The organism is Paracoccus sp. S-4012 (assembly GCF_009674885.1).
Lineage (GTDB): Bacteria > Pseudomonadota > Alphaproteobacteria > Rhodobacterales > Rhodobacteraceae > Paracoccus.
The window spans coordinates 44161-62585 of the sequence record NZ_WKKA01000003.1 but is presented as its reverse complement, the minus strand read 5'-3'; the positions used below and the strand labels follow the sequence as shown (position 1 = coordinate 62585).

Sequence of the window (18425 nt, the reverse complement as noted above, 5' to 3'; positions counted from 1 at the left end):
TCAGCGCCAGCCGAGGGCTGGCGCGACATGGGTCAGGATGGCCTCGATCACATGGGCGTTGTAGTCGACGCCAAGCTGGTTCGGCACCGTCAGCAGCAGCGTGTCGGCCTCGGCGATCGCCTCGTCGCCCGACAATTCCTTCGTCAGCTTGTCCGGCTCGGCGGCGTAGCTGCGTCCGAAGATGGCGCGGGTCTGAGCGTCGATCATGCCGATCTGATCCTCGCTCTCGCCGCCCCGCCCGAAATAGGCGCGGTCGCGGTCGTCCACGAGCGCGAAGATGCTGCGGCTGACCGAGACGCGCGGCGCGCGGGCGTGCCCAGCTTCCTTCCAGGCTTCCCGGAAGGCGCGGATCTGGGCCGCCTGCTGAACGTGGAACGGCTCGCCGGTCTCGTCGTCCTTGAGGGTGGAGCTTTGCAGGTTCATCCCCAGCCGCGCCGCCCAGACGGCGGTGGCGTTCGACCCCGCGCCCCACCAGATGCGCTCGCGCAGGCCCTCGGAATGGGGCTCGATCCTGAGCAGGCCGGGCGGGTTCGGGAACATCGGCCGCGGGTTCGGCTGGGCGAAGCCCTCACCGCGGATGACGTCGAGGAACACCTGCGTGTGCCGCCGCGCCATCTCGGCGTCGCTCTCGCCCTCGGCCGGGCGGTAGCCGAAGTGCTTCCAGCCGTCGATCACCTGCTCGGGCGAGCCGCGGCTGAGGCCCAGTTGCAGCCGCCCGCCCGCGATCAGATCCGCCGCGCCCGCATCCTCGGCCATGTAAAGCGGGTTCTCGTAGCGCATGTCGATCACGGCGGTGCCGATCTCGATCGTCCTGGTCCGCGCGCCGACCGCCGCCAGTAGCGGATAGGGCGAGCCGAGCTGGCGGGCGAAGTGGTGGACGCGGAAATAGGCGCCGTCGGCGCCGAGTTCCTCGGCCGCCACGGCAAGCTCGATGGATTGCAGCAGCGCGTCCGCGGCGGTGCGGGTCTGCGAGCCCTGTCCCGGCGACCAGTGGCCGAAGGAGAGAAAGCCGATCTTCTTCATGGGAGCATCCTCCGGCTGGTGGCGGGTCACGCACTCAATGCGCGGCGGGCCGGTCGGTTGCGCCGACCCCGACGCGCCTACTCCGCCGGTTGCAACGCCGGTTGCGGCAGGTCGTCCGGGCCCTCGTGCCGGATCTCGCGGGCGGCGATGAAGGTGTAGAACATCGGCACCACGAAGAGCGTGAACATCGTCCCGACCAGCACCCCCGAGAAGATCACGAGGCCCATCGAGTAGCGCGCCGCCGCTCCCGCGCCCGAGGCCATGATCAGCGGCACGACACCCAGCGCCATCGCCGCCGTGGTCATCAGGATCGGCCGCAGGCGGGTCCTGGCCGAGGCCACTATCGCCGCGCGGCGCGACAGCCCGTGCGCCTCGCGCTGCTGGTTGGCGAACTCCACCAGCAGGATGCCGTGCTTGGTGATGAGGCCGATCAGCGTGATGAGGCCCACCTGGGTGTAGATGTTCAGCGTCCCCAGCCCGAGGTTCAGCGGCACGATGGCGCCGAAGATCGACAGCGGCACCGTGGCGAGGATGATGAAGGGGTCGCGGAAGCTCTCGAACTGCGCCGCCAGCACGAGGTAGATCACGACGATCGCCAGCGCAAAGGCGATCAGGATCGTGGCGCCCTGCTCGGCCTCCAGCCGCGACTGGCCGGAATAGTCGATGAAGAAGCCGTCCGGCAGCAGCGGCCGGGCGATGCTCTCGATCGCGGCGAGGCCGTCGCCGGTGGTGACGCCCGGGATCGGCAGGGCCGAGATGGTGGCGGAGTTGAGCTGGTTGAACTGCTCGATCGAGGCGGGCGCGACGTTGGTCGAGACGGTCACGACCGAGGACAGCGGCACCATGTCGCCCGTGGTGCTGCGCACGAAGAAATCGCCCAGCCGCTCGGGGTTGTTTCGATAGTCCTGCGGCACCTGCATGATGATGTCGTAGCTGTTGGAATCCCGGTCGAACTGCGCCACCGCGCCGCCGCCGACCAGCAGGCTCAACGTGGTGCCGATGTCCCGCACCGGCAGGTTCAGCGCTGCCGCCCGGTCGCGGTCGATGGTGACCGTGACCTGGTTGGCGTCGAAGGCGAGCGAGTTCTGCACGACGATGAAGCGCCCGGAGGCCTGCGCCTCGAGCCGGACCTGCTCGGCCACCTCGTAGACCTGGCTAGGATCGCCGGTGGACTGGATCACCAGCGAGATCGGCAGGCCGCCGCCCGCGCCCGGCAGCGACGGCGGCGCGAAGACCAGCGCCTGCACCCCGGCAACCGGCGCGAGGCGGGCCTGGATGTCGGCTTGGATCTCGGCCTGGCTGCGCTCGCGGTCGGACCAGTCGTCGAAGGCCCAGAGCGCGATGCCGGAGTTGGTGGCGCCGCCGAAGCCCACGATCGAGAAGTTGGCGTCGAGCTCCGGCAGATCCTCGGTCAGCGCGCGCATCTGGTCGACATAGAGCTGCGTGTATTCCGGGGTCGCATAAGGCGGCCCGGTGATGAGCGAGAAGAGCGCGCCCACGTCCTCCTCGGGCGCAAGCTCGCTCGAGGTGTTGAGAAAGAGGAACCCGGTGAGCCCGACGAGCGCGAGGGCCACCATCAGCGTCACGGGCCGGTAGTCGAGCGAGCTGTCCACAAGCCGCTCGTAGCGGCTCGAGAACCGCTCGAAGGTGCGGTCCACGATCCGCTGGAAGCGGCTCGTATGGCCCGCCTTGAGGAGCCGCGCGGTCATCATCGGCGTGATCGTCAGCGCGACCACGCCGGAGATGACCACCGCCCCCGCCAGCGTCAGCGCGAATTCGCGGAAGAGCGAGCCGGTGAGGCCCCCGGTGAAGGCCAGCGGTGCGAACACCGCGGCCAGCGTGATCGTCATGGCGACCACCGGGCCGCTGATCTCGCGCATGCCGACGAACGCCGCCTGCTTGGGGCTGAGGCCCTCCTCGATATGGCGGTGGATATTCTCGACCACGACGATGGCGTCGTCCACCACGAGGCCGATGGCGAGCACCATCGCCAGCAGCGACAGCAGGTTGATCGAGTAGCCCATCACGAACAGGAAGAAGCAGACCCCGATCAGCGACAGCGGAATCGTCACGATCGGCATCAGGACCGAGCGGAACGAGCCGAGGAACAGCAGGATCACCAGCACGACGATGACCACTGCTTCCGAGATCGTGAGGAACACCTCCTCGATCGAGGCGCTGATCGCCTCGGTCGCGTCATAGACCATCGTGATCGTCATGCCCTCGGGCAGGCTTGCCTGGATCGCGGGCAGCTCCTCGATCACCGCGTCGGCGGTGTCGAGGGGGTTGGCGGCGGGCGTCGGGAAGATTCCGATGAAGGTGCCCGGCCGGCCGTTGAAGGTGACGATGGTCTCGTCGCTCTCGGAGGCGAGCTCCACCCGCGCCACGTCGCGCAGCCGCACGACATCATCGCCCGAGGCCTTCAGCGGCAGCGCGCCGAAGGCCTCGGGCGTCTGCAGCGTCGATTGCAGCGTGATCGGATAGGTGACGTAGTCGTTCCGGGTCTTGCCCGGCGCCGAGAGGAAGTTCGAGGCGTTGATCCCGGCCAGCACCTCGGCCGCGGTCAGGCCCCGCCCGGCGAGGCGGATCGGGTCAACCCAGACGCGCATCGCGTAGTTCGCCGCGCCCAGGATCTGCACCTCGGCCACGCCCTCGATGGTCGAGACGCGGGGCCGGATCACGCGCTCGATGTATTCGGTGACCTGCTCGGCCGTCATGTTGGGGTTTTGCAGCGCCAGATACATGGTGGCGAACTGCATCCCGGTGCCCTTGACGATGACCGGGTCCTCGGCGGCAGTTGGAAGCTGGCCGCGGACCTGCTGGACCTTCGACATGACCTCGGTCAGCGCCACGTCCGGGTTGGCGCCGAGCTGCATCTGCACGGTCACGACGCTGGCCGAGGGGCGGCTCTGCGAGGTGACGTAGTCGATGTCCTCGGTGGTGGCGACCGCGGCCGAGATCGGCGCGGTGATGAAGCCCTGGATCAGGTCGGCGCTGGCCCCCGGATAGACGGTGGTGATGGTGACGACGGTTTCCTCGACCTCGGGGTATTGCCGCACCGAGAGACCGAAGAGCCCCTGGAAGCCCAGCAGCAGGATCAACGCCGCCAGCACGGTCGAGAGGACCGGGCGGCGGATGAAGATGGCGGAAAAGTTCATTCCGTGGCCTCGTCCTGCGTCCCGCCGGCCGGTTCCGCCGTGGCGGTGTCGGTCGCGGCGGCCCCGGTTGTCCCGGCGGACTCGGTCGCGGGTTCCGCGGCCGGCGCGCCGGCCGCTTCGGCGGCACCGGCTGCGGGCTCGGCCGCTGCGGCGGCGCTTCCCGCCGCCACCGCGGGGGCGTTGCCGGAGGCCGGGGCCACCGTGTTGTCGATCACCACCACGGCGCCGTTTGACAGCCGGTTCTGCCCGGCATCGACGATGGACTCGCCGGGGGAGGTTCCGCTCACGATCTCGACCAGATCGCCGCTGCGGCGGCCGGGCGTGACGAAGACCTGCACGGCGACGAGCTGCGGCGCGTCAGCCGCGGCAGGCTGCGCCGCGCCTTGCGGCGCCCCGGCCGCGGGCGCAGCGGCGGCGGCGGGCGGCGCCGCCGGGTCGGGCTGGCGCTCGCGCACGGCATAGACGTAATCGCCGTAGAGGCTTGTCACGAGCGCCGTCTGCGGCAGCGCGATCACCCCCTCCTCGGGCGGCAGCGCCACGCGGATCTGGACGAACTGGCCGGGCGTCAGGGTGCCGTCGGGGTTGGTGATCTCGGCCTGAATCGAGGCGAGGCGCGAGGCCGGGTCGATCTTGGGGTCGATGCCGGTTATGGCGCCCTCGAAGCGCATGTCCGCCGTGGTGGCGCCCATGCGGACCGGCTGGCCGATCTCGAGCACCGGCAGGTCCTGCTCGGGCACGGTGAAGTTCACCAGCATGGTGTCGAGGTCCTGCAGCGTCGCCACCACCGTGCCGGGAGCGACATATTGGCCGACCTCCACCCGCGCGATGCCGATCACGCCCGAGAACGGCGCGATCACCTGCTTCTGGTCCAGCACCGCCTGCAGCGCCGCGACCTGCGCCGCCGACGAACTCGCCGCGGCCTGGGCGGTGTCGGCCGCGACGTTCGAGCCGACGCCACGGCGCTGCAGCTCGAGCGCGCGCTCGAGCGCCTGCCGGTCAAGCTCGGCCTGCGTCACCCCGGCCTCGTAATTCGCCCGCTGCACCGCGTCGTCGAGGCGCACCAGCAGATCGCCCTCGTTCACGCGCTGGTTCGAGGTGAAGGCCACCTCGGTCACGATCCCGGTCGTCTCGACCGTCAGGTCCACGCCCGAGGCGGCGCGCACGGTGCCGATCGCCTCGACCACGGGCACCCAGGTCACGGCCTTGGCCTCGGAGACCGAGACCGTCACCGGCGCCACCGGCATGTTGGCGAAAAACTGTTCGATGGCCTGGGCGCGGAATCGGTTGAATCCCACCAACCCGCCCACGACCAGCACGACCAGAACGAGGGCGATGACGAAACGCTTGACCATGATGTCCTGGACCTGTGTGCGGCGGGCAATGCGAGGCGGCGGCCGGGGCGGGGAAGAAGAAAGGCGGCCGCCGGACCGCGGCGGAAGATGCGCGCGACTTATAGCCGCGGGCCCGCCGGATCAATGGCGTGCGAGGGGCATGCCCGCAACGTGACCCGCCGTCGCCATCCGCTTGACAGCACCCCCGAGCCGCCGTCATCACCGAGGTCGTTGCGAATGAAACCACCCCGCGCGCGGAGGCCTCGGCCCATGCAGATCGAGGCGTTCCTCCCCTACCGCATCGCGGTCACGGCCGAGGCCTTCTCGCGCCAGCTCGTCGCCGTCTACGGCCGCACCCACGGCCTCTCGCGCGAGGAATGGCGGCTTTTGTTCCTGCTCGACGACGCCGGCATGCTCGACTCGCTGCAACTGGTTCAGCGGACCTCGCTCGACAAGGTGCAGGTCAGCCGCGCGGCCTCGCGGCTGGAGGGCAAGGGCCTCATCACCCGCGCGATCCCGGCCTCCGACCGCCGCCTGCGCGAATACCGCATCACCGAGGCGGGCCGTGCCCTCTTCGCCCGCGCCTTCCGCGAGGTCGAGGCGCGGGCGCAGGAGATCCTTGACGCCATGCCCGCGGCCGACCGCGAGGCGCTGTCCCGCGGCATCACCGCCCTCGACGCCGCCATCGCGCGCGTGACCACGCCTGACGCCGGGCGCGGCGCATCCTTCCCGTGGCCGGGCGGCGGCGTCCGCGAGGACGCGGCGGGCACACCCGATCCTTGACATTGTTGCAGTTGCAACGGCAGGGGTCACTGCACGCAATGAGGCCGGTGGGAGGGAAATGGCGATGACCGACGCGGCGAGAAAGAGCTGGGTGGAAAGCGCGAACGCGCCGGGCTGCGACTTCCCGATCCAGAACCTGCCCTATGGCATCTTTTCCACCGAGGGAGGCCCGCGCCGCTGCGGCGTCGCCATCGGCGACATGATCCTCGACCTCGGCGCCTGCGAGGAACACGGCCTGATCGACGCGCAGGGGACCTTCGCGGCAGCGCAGCTCAACGACTTCATCGCGCTCGGCCGCGCGACCTGGGCCGCGACCCGCGCCCGCCTGACGGAGCTTCTGGCCGAAGGCGGCGACCCCTCGCTGCCGCTGGTTCCGATGGCCGGGGCCGCGCTGCACCTGCCGATCCGCGTGACTGAATACACCGACTTCTACGCCTCGCGGAACCACGCCTGGAACACCGGCGTGCTGTTCCGCGGGCCGGAGAACGCGCTCCCCGCGCAATGGACGCACATGCCCATCGGCTACAACGGCCGCGCCTCGTCGGTGGTGGTGTCGGGCACGCCGATCCGCCGCCCGATGGGGCAGGTCCGGGGCGAGAACGGGCCGGAATGGACCGCCTGCCGCCGTCTCGACCTCGAACTGGAACTGGGCGCGATCGTCGGCGCCGACAGCACCATGGGCGAGCGTGTCGGCGTGGACGCGGCCGAGGAGATGATCTTCGGCTATGTCCTGCTGAACGACTGGTCCGCGCGCGACATCCAGGCCTGGGAATACCAGCCCCTCGGCCCGTTCCAGGCCAAGGCGCTCGGCACCACCATCGGCGCATGGATCGTCCCTGAGGCCGCGCTGGAACCCTTCCGCAGCGAGGGCGCCGAGCGGCTCAACCCGCTGCTGCCCTACCTGCAGGAGCGCCGGCCAGGCTTCTACGACCTCACCGTTGGCTGGACCATGAACGGCCAGAAGATGGGGCGGACGAACTACAACGTCATGTATTACTCGGCCGCGCAGTGCCTCGCCCATCACACCGTCAGCGGCTGCCCCATGCGCGTCGGCGACCTGCTCGGCTCGGGCACGATCTCGGGGCCGGCGCTGGATCAGACCGGCGCGCTGATGGAGATGACCGGCGGCGGCAAGAACCCGGTTACGGTCAACGGCGAGGCCCGCACCTTCATCGAGGACGGCGACGAGATCGGCCTCTACGCCTTCGCGGAGGGCGATGGCTACCGCATCGGCTTCGGCCCCTGCACCGGCTGGATCCTGCCCGCGGTGGAATGACGGGGCGCCGGGTTGCCCCCACGCATCGGGGCCCTCGCCCGGCTCCTCAATAGACAGGCGGCGCGATCACCCAGATGGCCACGGCCGGCTCGTCATGGTCGTTGCGCCAGCCATAGGCGGTCTCGGCGAACTGGAAGCTGTCGCCCGCCTTCAGCGCGACCTCCAGCGTCCCGATCTGCAGCGTCAGCCGTCCCGACACCAGCACGCCGCCGTCCTCGCTCTTGCGGGGCGCATGCAGGCCGCCGCTGCTCGAATGCGGCGCGAAGGTCGAGCGGATCATCTCGAAGCTGCCGCCGAGGCTGGGTGACAGCAGCTCCTCGACGAGGCCCGTTTCGCGCGAGCCGAGGGGCGCGCGGTCGGCGGCGCGCAGGATGAGGCCGCGTTCCTCCGGGCGCTGGTTCTCGGTGCGGAAGAAGAAGCTGATGGTGACGCCGAACTGCCCCGCGATCGCCGAGAGGTCGCTGATCGAGGGGATCGTCTGGCCGCGCTCGACCTGGCTCAGCCAGCCGACCGAACGGCCGAGCGCGGCCGAAAGCCGGGCGATGGTCATCCCGCGCGACTTGCGAAGCGCGCGGATGTCGCTGCCGACGAGGCTGTTCAAGGTCATGCGCTCCGCGTGAGGGGCGGGGCGCATCCTTGCGGAAGGCCGCGGCCGAGGCAATGCGTGAAATTATCCGTTGATTTTTCATCTAGGCTGAACTTACCTGCCCGGAGTTCACGCGGAGGGAGCCTGCAATGACCGAAGCCGAAATGCCCTTCCCCGCCTCGGCCCGCGTGGTCATCATCGGCGGCGGCGTGGTCGGCGTCTCGGCGCTCTACCACCTCGCGCAAGCCGGCTGGACCGACTGTCTGCTGCTGGAGCGCAACGAGCTGACCGCGGGCTCGACCTGGCATGCGGCCGGGAACGTGCCGACCTTCTCGGCCAGCTGGTCGATCATGAACATGCAGCGCTACTCGGCCGACCTCTACGGGCGGCTCGCGGCGGAGGTGGACTATCCGATGAACCACCACGTCACCGGCTCGGTGCGCCTTGGCCACAGCGCCGAGCGGCTGGACGAGTTCCGGCGCGTCGTCGGCATGGGGCGGCGGCAGGGCATGGACCTGTCGATCCTCTCGCCCGAGGAGCTGCGCGGGATCTATCCCTTCGTCGCCACGGATGACCTCACCGGCGCGCTGCACGACCCCTATGACGGCGACATCGACCCGGCGCAGCTGACGCAGGCCCTCGCCAAGGGGGCGCGCATGAAGGGCGCGCGGATCGAGCGGTTCTGCCCCGCCACGGGCGTCCGCCGCGAGGGCGACGAGTGGATCGTGCAGACGCCGAAGGGCGAGATCCGCTGCGAATACGTCGTCAACGCCGCCGGTTACTACGCGGCCGAGGTCGCCCGCTGGTTCGGGCGCGAATTGCCGATGGTGGTGATGAGTCACCAGTATCTGCTCTTCGACACCGTGCCGGAGCTGGAGGCCTGGACCGCGGAGGCGGGCCACAAGCTGCCGCTGCTGCGCGACGTGGATAGCAGCTATTACCTCCGGCAGGAGAAGCACGGCTTCAACCTCGGCCCCTATGAGCGCAACTGCCGGGCGCACTGGATCACCCCGGACGATCCCTTCCCCGAGGATTTCAGCTTCCAGCTCTTCCCCGACGACCTCGACCGGCTGGAGTGGCACGTCGCCGATGCGATGGCCCGCGTGCCCCTGCTGGAGCGCGCGCCGCTGACGCGGATCATCAACGGCCCGATCCCCTACACGCCCGACGGCAACCCGCTGATCGGCCCGATGCCGGGGGTGCCGAACGCCTTCGAGGCCTGCGTCTTCACCTTCGGCATCTGCCAGGGCGGCGGCGCGGGCAAGGTGCTGGCCGAGTGGATCACCGAGGGCGCGACCGAGTGGGACATGTGGTCCTGCGACCCGCGCCGCTTCACCGGCTTCGAGGACCGCGACTACGCCATCGCCAAGGGGATGGAGGTCTATGGCAACGAATACGCGATCCACTTCCCGCATCACGTCTGGCCCGCCGGGCGGATGAAGAAGCTCTCGCCCGTCCATGACCGGGTGGCGGCGCTCGGGGCGCAGTTCGGACCCTTCAACGGCTGGGAGCGCGCGCTGTGGTTCGCGCGCCCCGGCGACGACACCGGCGAGGCGGCGCAGCGGACCTGGCGCCGCGAGGGGCCGTGGTTCGGCGCGGTGCGCGCGGAATGCGAGGCGGTGCGCGACCACGCCGGCATCCTCGACCTGCCCGGCTTCTCGCGCTTCCGGCTGACCGGCGCCGGCGCGGCCGCGTGGCTGGCGCGGCAGATCACCGGCAGGGTGCCGCCGGTGGGGCGGCTGGGCTTGGGCTACTTCGCCGACGAGGCCGGGCGGATCGTGACCGAGATGTCGGTGGCGCGGCTGGGCGACGAGGAGTTCCTGCTCATCACCGCCGCCGCCGCCGAGCTGCATGACGGCGAGTGGCTGCGCGCGCACCTCGCGCCCGGCCTCGACCTCGTGAACGAGACGGACGCGTGGTCCACCCAGATCCTCACCGGCCCGCGCGCCCGCGACATCCTCGCAGGCGTCACCGATGCCGACCTGAGTCTGCCCTGGCTCAGCCTGCAGGAGGCGCAGATCGCAGGCCGCCCGGTGCTGCTGATGCGCGTCAGCTTCGCAGGCGAACTCGGCTGGGAGCTGCACAGCCGCACCACCGACACGCCCGCCGTCTGGGACGCGGTGTGGGCGGCGGGGCAGCCGCACGGGCTGCGGCCCTTCGGCATGTTCGCGCTCGATTCGCTCCGTATCGAGAAGGGCTATCGTGCCTGGAAGGGCGACCTCTCGACCGACTATTCGGTGCTGCAGGCGGGCCTTGTCCGCTTCGTGGACTGGCAGAAGCCCGCCTTCCGGGGCCGCGAGGCGCTGCTGGCCGAGCGCGACGCGCCGCGGCCCACGGGCTTCGCGATGGTCGAGGTCCGCTGCGACGCGTTCGACCCGCCCTACATGGCGAATCTCTGGCACGGGGACCGGATGGTGGGCGAGCTGACATCGTCGGCCTGGGGCCACCGGGTCGGCGCCTGCCTCGGTCTTGGGATGATCGAGACGGAACTGAACGAGCCCGGCACCGAACTCGAGGTCGAGATCTTCGACCGCCGCTATCCCGCCACGGTCCTGCCCGATGCGGCGCCGTGGGACCCGGCCAACGCCCGCATCCGCGCCTGAGGAGCACCCTATGGCCACGATCCCGTCGCAGGCCCGCGTCGTCATCATCGGCGGCGGCATCTCGGGCTGCTCGGTCGCCTATCACCTGGCCGAGCTCGGCTGGACCGACATCCTGCTGCTGGAACGCAAGCAGTTGACGAGCGGCACCACCTGGCACGCGGCGGGGTTGGTCGGGCAGCTGCGCGCCAGCCCCAACATGACGCGGCTGGCGAAGTATTCAACCGACCTCTACACGCGGCTGGAGGCCGAGACCGGCCTCGCCACCGGCTTCAGCCAGCGCGGTTCCATCTCGGTCGCGCTGACGGGTGAGCGGCGCGAGGAACTGCTGCGGCAGGCCTCGATGGCGCGGGCCTTCGGGGTCGAGGTCAGCGAGCTTGGCCCCGCCGAGGTCCGGGCGCTCTATCCGCATCTCGAGACCTCGGACGTGGTCAGCGGCGTGCATCTGCCGGGCGACGGGCAGGCCGACCCGGCCAACATCGCGCTTGCGCTCGCACGGGGCGCGCGGATGCGGGGGGCGCAGATCGTCGAGGGCGTCAAGGTCACGCGCGTCACGACCGCGGATGGGCGCGTGACCGGCGTGGACTGGGAGGCGGGCGGCGAGCACGGGCATGTCGCGGCGGATCATGTCGTGAACTGCGGCGGCATGTGGGGGCGCGACCTCGCGGCGCAGAACGGTGTCACCCTGCCGCTGCACGCCTGCGAGCATTTCTACATCGTCACCGAGGCGATCCCCGATCTTGCGCGCCTGCCGGTCCTGCGCGTCCCGGACGAATGCGCCTATTACAAGGAGGACGCCGGCAAGATGATGCTGGGCGCCTTCGAGCCGGTGGCGAAGCCTTGGGGCATGGACGGCATCCGCGAGGACTTCTGCTTCGACCAGCTGCCCGAGGACTTCGACCATTTCGAGCCGATCCTCGAGATGGCCGTCGCGCGCATGCCGATGCTCGCCCAGGCCGGCATCCACACCTTCTTCAACGGCCCCGAGAGCTTCACCCCCGACGACCGCTACTATCTGGGCGAGGCGCCGGAGGTCCGCGGCTACTGGATCGCGGCGGGCTACAACTCGGTGGGGATCGTGTCCTCGGGCGGGGCCGGCATGGCGCTGGCGCGATGGATGGATGCGGGCCAGCCGCCCTTTGACCTCTGGGAAGTGGACATCCGCCGCGCGCAACCGTTCCAGCGCAACCGCCGCTACCTGCGCGAGCGGGTGACGGAAACGCTGGGCCTGCTCTACGCCGACCACTTCCCCTACCGCCAGGTGACGACCGCCCGCGGCATCCGCCGCTCGGCCCTGCACGAGCATCTGAAGGCGCGCGGAGCGGTCTTTGGCGACGTCGCGGGATGGGAGCGGGCGAACTGGTTCGCGGGCGAGGGCGAGGCGCGCGAGTATCGCTACGGCTGGCAGCGGCAGAACTGGTTTCCGAACAGCGCCGCCGAGCATCGGGCGCTGCGCGAGGGGGTCGGGCTGCTCGACATGTCGTCCTTCGGCAAGATCCGGGTCGAGGGGCGCGACGCGCTGGGGTTCCTGCAGCGGCTCTGCGGCAACGATCTCGATGTCGCGGCCGGACGGATCGTCTACACGCAAATGCTGAACGCCCGCGGCGGGATCGAGAGCGACCTGACCATCACGCGGCTCTCCGAAACCGCGTTCTTCCTCGTGGTGCCGGCCGCCACCCTGCAGCGCGATCTCGCCTGGCTGCGGCGGCACCTTGGCGAGGAGTGGGTCACGATCACCGATGTCAGCGCCGCCGAGGCGGTGATCCCGGTCATGGGCCCGCGCTCGCGCGAACTGCTGTCGCTGGTCTCGCCCGCCGACCTCGGCAACGACGCCCACCCGTTCGGGACGGCGCGCGAGATCGAGCTTGGCATGACCCTCGTGCGCGCGCATCGCGTGACCTATGTGGGCGAGCTCGGCTGGGAGCTTTACGTCCCCACCGATCAGGCCGCGCATGTATTCGAGACGCTGGCCGAGGCCGGCGGGGCGGTCGGGCTGACGCTCTGCGGCCTGCACGCGATGGACAGCTGCCGGATCGAGAAGTCCTATCGCCATTTCGGCCACGACATCACCGACGAGGACCATGTCCTCGAGGCAGGCCTCGGCTTCGCGGTCAAGACCGCCAAGGGCGAGTTCATCGGCCGCGAGGCCGTGCTGCGCAAGCGCGAGGCGGGCCTCGAGCGGCGGCTGATGCAGTTCCGCCTGACCGACCCCGAGCCGCTGCTGTTTCACAACGAGCCGATCCTGCGCGACGGCTTGATCGTCGGCCACGTCACCTCCGGCGCCTACGGCCACACCCTCGGCGGCGCCATCGGCCTCGGCTACGTCCCCTGCCGCGCGCCGGGGGAGGCTGCGGGCGAGATGCTGGGTTCGACCTACGCGATCGAGGTCGCGGGCCGCCGCGTCGCGGCCGAGGCGAGCCTCGCGCCGCTTTACGACCCGAAGTCGCTGCATGTGCGAGAATGACGCATCTGCGATATCCGCTGGCCTCAAGGGGGGCCTACTGTCCATAGTGCTGACGGAGTCGCGCGCCCGCAAAGGAGCCGCGACAGACGAAAGAACCAAGGGAGGACAACAACATGAAGAAACTGTTCGGAACGGTGGCACTCGCCCTCGCAAGCGGCTTTGGCGGCGCGGCACTGGCGCAGGACTGCGGCAGCCCGGTGATCGCCAGCATGAACTGGCAGAGCGCCGAGCTTGCGGCCGCCCTCGACCAGTTCATCCTGAACAACGGCTACGGCTGCAGCGCCGAGATCATCCAGGGCGACACGGTGCCCACGATCACCTCGATGGTCGAGAAGGGCGAGCCGCAGATCGCGCCCGAGGGTTGGGTGGACCTCGTCCCCGAGGTCATCCAGGCGGGGCTGGACGAGGGCAAGATCGTCGTCACCGACGACATCCTGTCGGACGGCGCGGTGCAGGGCTGGTGGATCCCGAAATACGTCGCCGACGCCCACCCCGACATCAAGACGATCGACGACGCCCTCGCCCACCCGGAGCTGTTCCCCGATCCCGAGGATTCGTCCAAGGGCGCGGTCTACAACGGTCCCCAGGGCTGGGGCGGCACGGTCGTCACCGGGCAGCTGTTCAAGGGCTTCGACGGCGCCGGCAAGGGCTTCAACCTGATCGACACCGGCTCGGCCGCGGGCCTCGACGGCTCCATCGCCCGCGCCTACGAGCGCCAGGAGGGCTGGCTGGGCTACTACTGGGCCCCCACGGCGCTGCTCGGGCGCTACGACATGGTCAAGCTCGATCACGGCGTGCCCTTCGACAAGGAGGAGTGGACCTCCTGCACCTCGAACGCGGAATGCGCCGAGCCGAAGAAGAACGACTGGCCGCTCGACCGCGTGCAGACGGTCGTCACCAAGGAGTTCGCCGACAGCGCCCCGGCCGGGGTGATGGACTACCTGTCCAAGCGTTCGTGGTCCAACGACACCGTCAACGGCGTCATGGCCTGGATGAGCGACAACCAGGCGACCGGCGAGGACGGCGCGCGCCACTTCCTGCAGGAGAACGAGGACCTGTGGACGCCCTGGGTCTCGCCCGAGGCGGCCGAGGCGATCAAGGCGGCGCTTTGATCCACGCCGCTGGCGGCGCGCCATCGCGCGCCGCCGGTTCCCCTCCTGACCCGGCGCGCCTGCCGCGCCGGACCCGCGAGACGAGTGCCGCATGGACTGGCTGACCCGATTTCCGCAGATGGACGACGCCCGCCTGCGCGACCTGAAGAAGGCGATTGACGACGGCTTCCGCGCCTTCACCCGCGCCTATGGCGACACGATCGAGGGCCTGTTCGAGCCGCTGCGGATCTTCCTGATCCAGGCCGAGCGGTTCATGACCCAGACGCCCTGGATCGTCGTCTTCCTGCTGATCACCGGCATCTGCTGGCTGGCGAGCCGCAGCTGGCGGATCACCGCGGGCTCGGCCGTGACCCTGCTGCTGATCGGTTATTTCGGCATGTGGGACGACACGATGAAGACCATCGCGATGATCTTCGTCTGCACCGTGATCTCGATCGCGCTCGGCATCCCGCTCGGTGTTGCGATGGCCCGCTGGGGCCGGGTGCGGGCGGCGGTCAACCCGGTGCTCGACGTGATGCAGACCATGCCGAGCTTCGTCTACCTCATCCCGGTGGTGATGCTGCTGGGGATCGGCCGGGTGCCGGGGCTGCTGGCGGTCGTGATCTACGCCATGCCGCCGATCATCCGCCTGACCGATCTCGGCATCCGGCTGGTGGACCGCGACATGCTGGAAGCCGCGGACGCCTTCGGCTCCTCGAGTTGGCAGAAGCTGCGCAAGGTGCAGCTGCCGCTGGCGCTGCCGACGATCATGGCGGGGATCAACCAGACGATCATGATGGCGCTGGCCATGGTCGTGATCGCCTCGATGATCGGCGTGCAGGGGCTGGGACAACCGGTGCTGCGGGCGATCTCGAACCAGTATTTCACCCTCGGCATGTTCAACGGCTTCGCCATCGTCGGCATCGCCATCATCTTCGACCGGGTGAGCCAGGCCTTCGGCCGCCGCCTGCAGAAGCACAGCGAGGTCGTCCATGGCTGACCCGATCGGCATCGAGATCCGCGGCCTCTACAAGATCTTCGGCGCCGATCCGGCGGCGGTGCTGCCGCTCGCGCGCGAGGGGATGAGCAAGACCGAGCTGAACGAGCGTTTCCGCGCCGTCCTCGGGCTGCGCGACATCAACCTGACGATGGCGCCGGGCCGCATCCAGGTCATCATGGGCCTGTCCGGCTCGGGCAAGTCCACGCTGATCCGGCACATCAACCGCCTGATCGAGCCCACGGCGGGCGAGGTGCTGGTCGGCGGCGAGGATGTCGTGAAGATGTCCCCCGAGGCGCTGCGGCAGTTCCGGCGCCGCCAGACGGCCATGGTGTTCCAGAAATTTGCCCTGCTGCCGAACCGCACGGTGATGGAGAACGCGGTCTACGGCCTCGAGGTGCAGGGCGTCCCGCCGGCCGAGCGGGTGGAGCGCGCCCTCGCCTGGGTCGAGCGCGTCGGGCTGAAGGGCTACGAGACCCGCTACCCCAACCAGCTTTCGGGCGGCATGCAGCAGCGCGTCGGCCTCGCCCGCGCGCTCACCAACGACGCGCCGATCCTGCTGATGGACGAGGCCTTCTCGGCCCTCGACCCGCTGATCCGGGTGGACATGCAGTCGGTGCTGCTGGACCTGCAGAAGGACATCCGCAAGACCGTGGTCTTCATCACCCATGACCTCGACGAGGCGCTGCGGCTGGGCGACAACATCGCGATCCTGCGCGACGGCGAGATCATCCAGGCGGGCACCAGCCAGGACATCGTCCTCCGGCCCGCCGACGCCTATATCGAGAACTTCGTGCGCGAGGTGAACCGCGGCCGCGTGATCCGCGCCGACGCCGCGATGGAGCCGGTGCCCGCAGCCGACCTGCCCGCCGATGCGATCGCGGGGGACGCATCCCTCGAAGAGGCGGGGCGGCTGATGGCCCGGCGGGCTGTCGACCGGCTGGTCGTGACGGACCCCTCCGGCAGGCCGGCGGGTGTGCTGCGCATGGCCCGCGTCCTCGCGGCCATGACCGACCGCGGGGAGTCGCAGGAGGCCTGAGCCTGCCGCTCCCGAGGCATGCCCATCACACCGCCAGGACCCCGACCATCGAGGAGGCGTTCCCATCTGCAACCTCTACAGCCAGACCACCACGCAGGAGGCCATGCGCCAGCTCTTCGCGCATCACGGGTGGCGCGACCGCGCAGGCAACCTGCAGCCGGGGGAGGTCTATCCCGACCAGCTCGCCCCGGTGATCCGACACGCGCCCGAGGGCGGGCTGGAACTGGCGAAAGCCCGCTGGGGCATGCCGACCCCGCCGATGCATCTGCGAACCGCGCGGGATCCCGGCGTGACCAACATCCGCAACACCGCCTCGCCGCACTGGCGGCGGTGGCTCGAGCCGGGGCACGGTTGCCTGGTCCCGCTTACCGCCTTCGCCGACCCGTCTGGGCAACCAATGGTTCGCCCCCGCCGCCTATGGCAGACAGATGGTGCACGCCGACATCAGGGCCGCAACCTGCAGCCCGCGCGCGTTGTCGGACGTTCGACGCCGACGATCGACGAGACTGCAACGACGAGTGGGACGAGCCCGCGCTGGGGGAAGTGTCAAAGCAATTGGCTTGCCCCGCGGGTCACGGACCCCCTACCCTCGCCCACATAACCCAGCGCTCGCCCTTTCGCGCTACTTCATGTGTGGATGCCCCTGGGCGCGCAAGGGGTCTTGAGCTCCGCGCGCATAAGCGCCGGAGGTGAGTTCGGGAAGAGACGACAGGATGGCTGTCCATTTGGACGCCTCGAGCAGGCGCCGTCAATGACGCGGGCGTGACGAAAGGCTCATCGCCAGCCCTGCTCCGGCCAGTGCGGCGAGTCCGATGCCCGCCGCAAGGGACGCCGCCTGCCGGTGCTCGCTCGCCCAGATCGCGGGCGAGCGCGAGGACGCCCGGTCGCTGAAGCGTCCACGGGCGGCGTAGTCGCCGGGCACCGGCTCGTAGAGGTTGTCGGGACGCTCGCGCGCCGGCTCGGCGGTCATCTGCCCGTCCCAGGCCTCGGTGGCCAGGATGCGGTCGGCCAGGCCCGGGACGAGGCGCTCGCCGATGATGGCCTTGACCGTGGGCCACCCCAGCCAATACTCGCGCCGCGGGTTCGAGGCGGCGTGGAACACCGCTTCGGCGATCAGTTCCGGCTCGAAGATCGGCGGCAGCGGCTGCGGACGGCGAGGCAGCTTGTTGCGCGCCCAGTCGAACTGCGGGGTGTTGACCGCGGGCAGTTGCATCACCGTCAGATGGACCCGGCTGCCGTCGTGGATCAGCTCGGACCTCAGCGAGTCGGTGAAGCCGATGACGGCGTGCTTGGCAGCGCAATAGGCCGATTGCAGCGGGATCGAGCGATAGGCCAGAGCCGATCCGATCTGGATGATCATGCCGCGGTTGCGCGGCCGCATCCGCTTGAGCGCCGCCAAGGTGCCGTGCACGCAACCCAGATAGGTGACCTCGGTGACCCGGCGGTATTCTGCGGCGGTCATCTCCGAGACCGGCGCCATGACGGTCACCATGGCGACGTTGATCCAGACGTCGATGGGACCGAAGCGGCGCTCCATCGCCTCGGCGGCCGCGTCCACCGCCTCGGCATTCGCCACGTCGAGCGGCAGCACCAGGGCCTCGCCCCCGCCGGCCCGCACCTCGCGCGCCGCGGTCTCCAGGCGGTCGATGCCGCGTGCCATGAGCCCAATTTGCGCCCCCTCTTGGGCAAACCGCCGGACGATGGCGCGGCCGACGCCCGCCGAGGCGCCCGTAACCATGACGACCGACATGCCGACCCTCCCTCGTGACGACCGATGCGGGCCGGCCGGACCAACGCGCGGTGGGAACCGGAGTTCCGGCGCGGGGGTGCGCGGCCCGGGTCGTACGCAGACGCCTGTTCAGTGCATGGGCGATCTGCGCGCGACGCAGGAGCCCGCGTGAAACCAAGTGCGGTGAGCGCGCGTTTTCGTGGTTATTCCAGTCTGTCAGGCAAGGTGAGCCACGCCATGCGACGAGGACTTGCAAGTGTCCTCGCCTCCCGTCACCGCCCGGCGTTCGGGCAGACGAGCGGATGACGCGCGGACGGGGCCGCGCCGGCTGCGGGGCGTTCGGGAGCG

At 70.0% G+C, this 18425-nt stretch carries 12 protein-coding genes; 7 read left to right on the top strand and 5 right to left on the bottom strand.

Annotated features, from left to right (window positions below; translation table 11 throughout):
- From GI374_RS05695 to GI374_RS05685, 3 genes are all read right to left on the bottom strand, one after another.
- Positions 1-1023: an LLM class flavin-dependent oxidoreductase gene (locus GI374_RS05695; protein ID WP_154336069.1), complete on the bottom strand. Its 1023-nt coding sequence runs from the start codon at positions 1021-1023 to the stop codon at positions 1-3.
- Between the two features lie 77 nt (positions 1024-1100).
- Positions 1101-4181: an efflux RND transporter permease subunit gene (locus GI374_RS05690; protein WP_154336068.1), complete on the bottom strand. Its 3081-nt coding sequence runs from the start codon at positions 4179-4181 to the stop codon at positions 1101-1103.
- Positions 4178-5533: an efflux RND transporter periplasmic adaptor subunit gene (locus tag GI374_RS05685; protein WP_154336067.1), complete on the bottom strand. Its 1356-nt coding sequence runs from the start codon at positions 5531-5533 to the stop codon at positions 4178-4180. Before GI374_RS05685 ends, GI374_RS05690 begins: the two co-directional genes overlap by 4 nt.
- A gap of 249 nt (positions 5534-5782) precedes the next feature.
- Between GI374_RS05685 and GI374_RS05680 the strand changes: the two genes are divergently transcribed.
- Positions 5783-6295 carry a MarR family winged helix-turn-helix transcriptional regulator gene (locus GI374_RS05680; protein ID WP_154336066.1) on the top strand — a complete coding sequence of 171 codons (513 nt, stop codon included), beginning with the start codon at positions 5783-5785 and terminating at the stop codon, positions 6293-6295.
- 58 nt (positions 6296-6353) lie between these two features.
- Entirely contained in the window at positions 6354-7571 is a 1218-nt protein-coding gene (gene fahA, locus GI374_RS05675; protein ID WP_370515167.1) for a fumarylacetoacetase, read from the top strand.
- A gap of 46 nt (positions 7572-7617) precedes the next feature.
- Here fahA and GI374_RS05670 read toward each other — a convergent pair whose 3' ends face one another.
- Positions 7618-8178: a helix-turn-helix domain-containing protein gene (locus GI374_RS05670; RefSeq protein ID WP_195759845.1), complete on the bottom strand. Its 561-nt coding sequence runs from the start codon at positions 8176-8178 to the stop codon at positions 7618-7620.
- Between the two features lie 128 nt (positions 8179-8306).
- On the opposite strand from GI374_RS05670, the gene GI374_RS05665 reads away from it, so the two are divergent.
- The 5 genes from GI374_RS05665 (at position 8307) to GI374_RS05645 (ending at position 16348) form a co-directional block, all read left to right on the top strand.
- The gene (locus tag GI374_RS05665) at positions 8307-10760 is read left to right on the top strand and encodes an FAD-dependent oxidoreductase (RefSeq protein WP_195759844.1); all 2454 of its coding nucleotides are present in this window, start codon (positions 8307-8309) and stop codon (positions 10758-10760) included.
- Between the two features lie 10 nt (positions 10761-10770).
- A complete protein-coding gene (locus GI374_RS05660) occupies positions 10771-13221 on the top strand; it encodes an FAD-dependent oxidoreductase (RefSeq protein WP_154336064.1) in 2451 nt (816 codons plus the stop codon).
- Between the two features lie 113 nt (positions 13222-13334).
- Positions 13335-14333, top strand: coding sequence for an ABC transporter substrate-binding protein (locus GI374_RS05655; protein ID WP_154336063.1), 999 nt, complete (start codon positions 13335-13337; stop codon positions 14331-14333).
- 91 nt (positions 14334-14424) lie between these two features.
- Positions 14425-15312 carry a proline/glycine betaine ABC transporter permease gene (locus GI374_RS05650; RefSeq protein WP_154336062.1) on the top strand — a complete coding sequence of 296 codons (888 nt, stop codon included), beginning with the start codon at positions 14425-14427 and terminating at the stop codon, positions 15310-15312.
- Complete coding sequence (locus tag GI374_RS05645) at positions 15305-16348, top strand: glycine betaine/L-proline ABC transporter ATP-binding protein (protein ID WP_154336061.1); 1044 nt, start codon at positions 15305-15307, stop codon at positions 16346-16348. Before GI374_RS05650 ends, GI374_RS05645 begins: the two co-directional genes overlap by 8 nt.
- Positions 16349-17096: 748 nt before the next feature.
- Here GI374_RS05645 and GI374_RS05640 read toward each other — a convergent pair.
- Positions 17097-18098 (bottom strand): SDR family oxidoreductase, encoded by a 1002-nt coding sequence (locus GI374_RS05640; protein ID WP_154336060.1) that lies wholly within the window; start codon positions 18096-18098, stop codon positions 17097-17099.
- Positions 18099-18425: the final 327 nt, after the last annotated feature.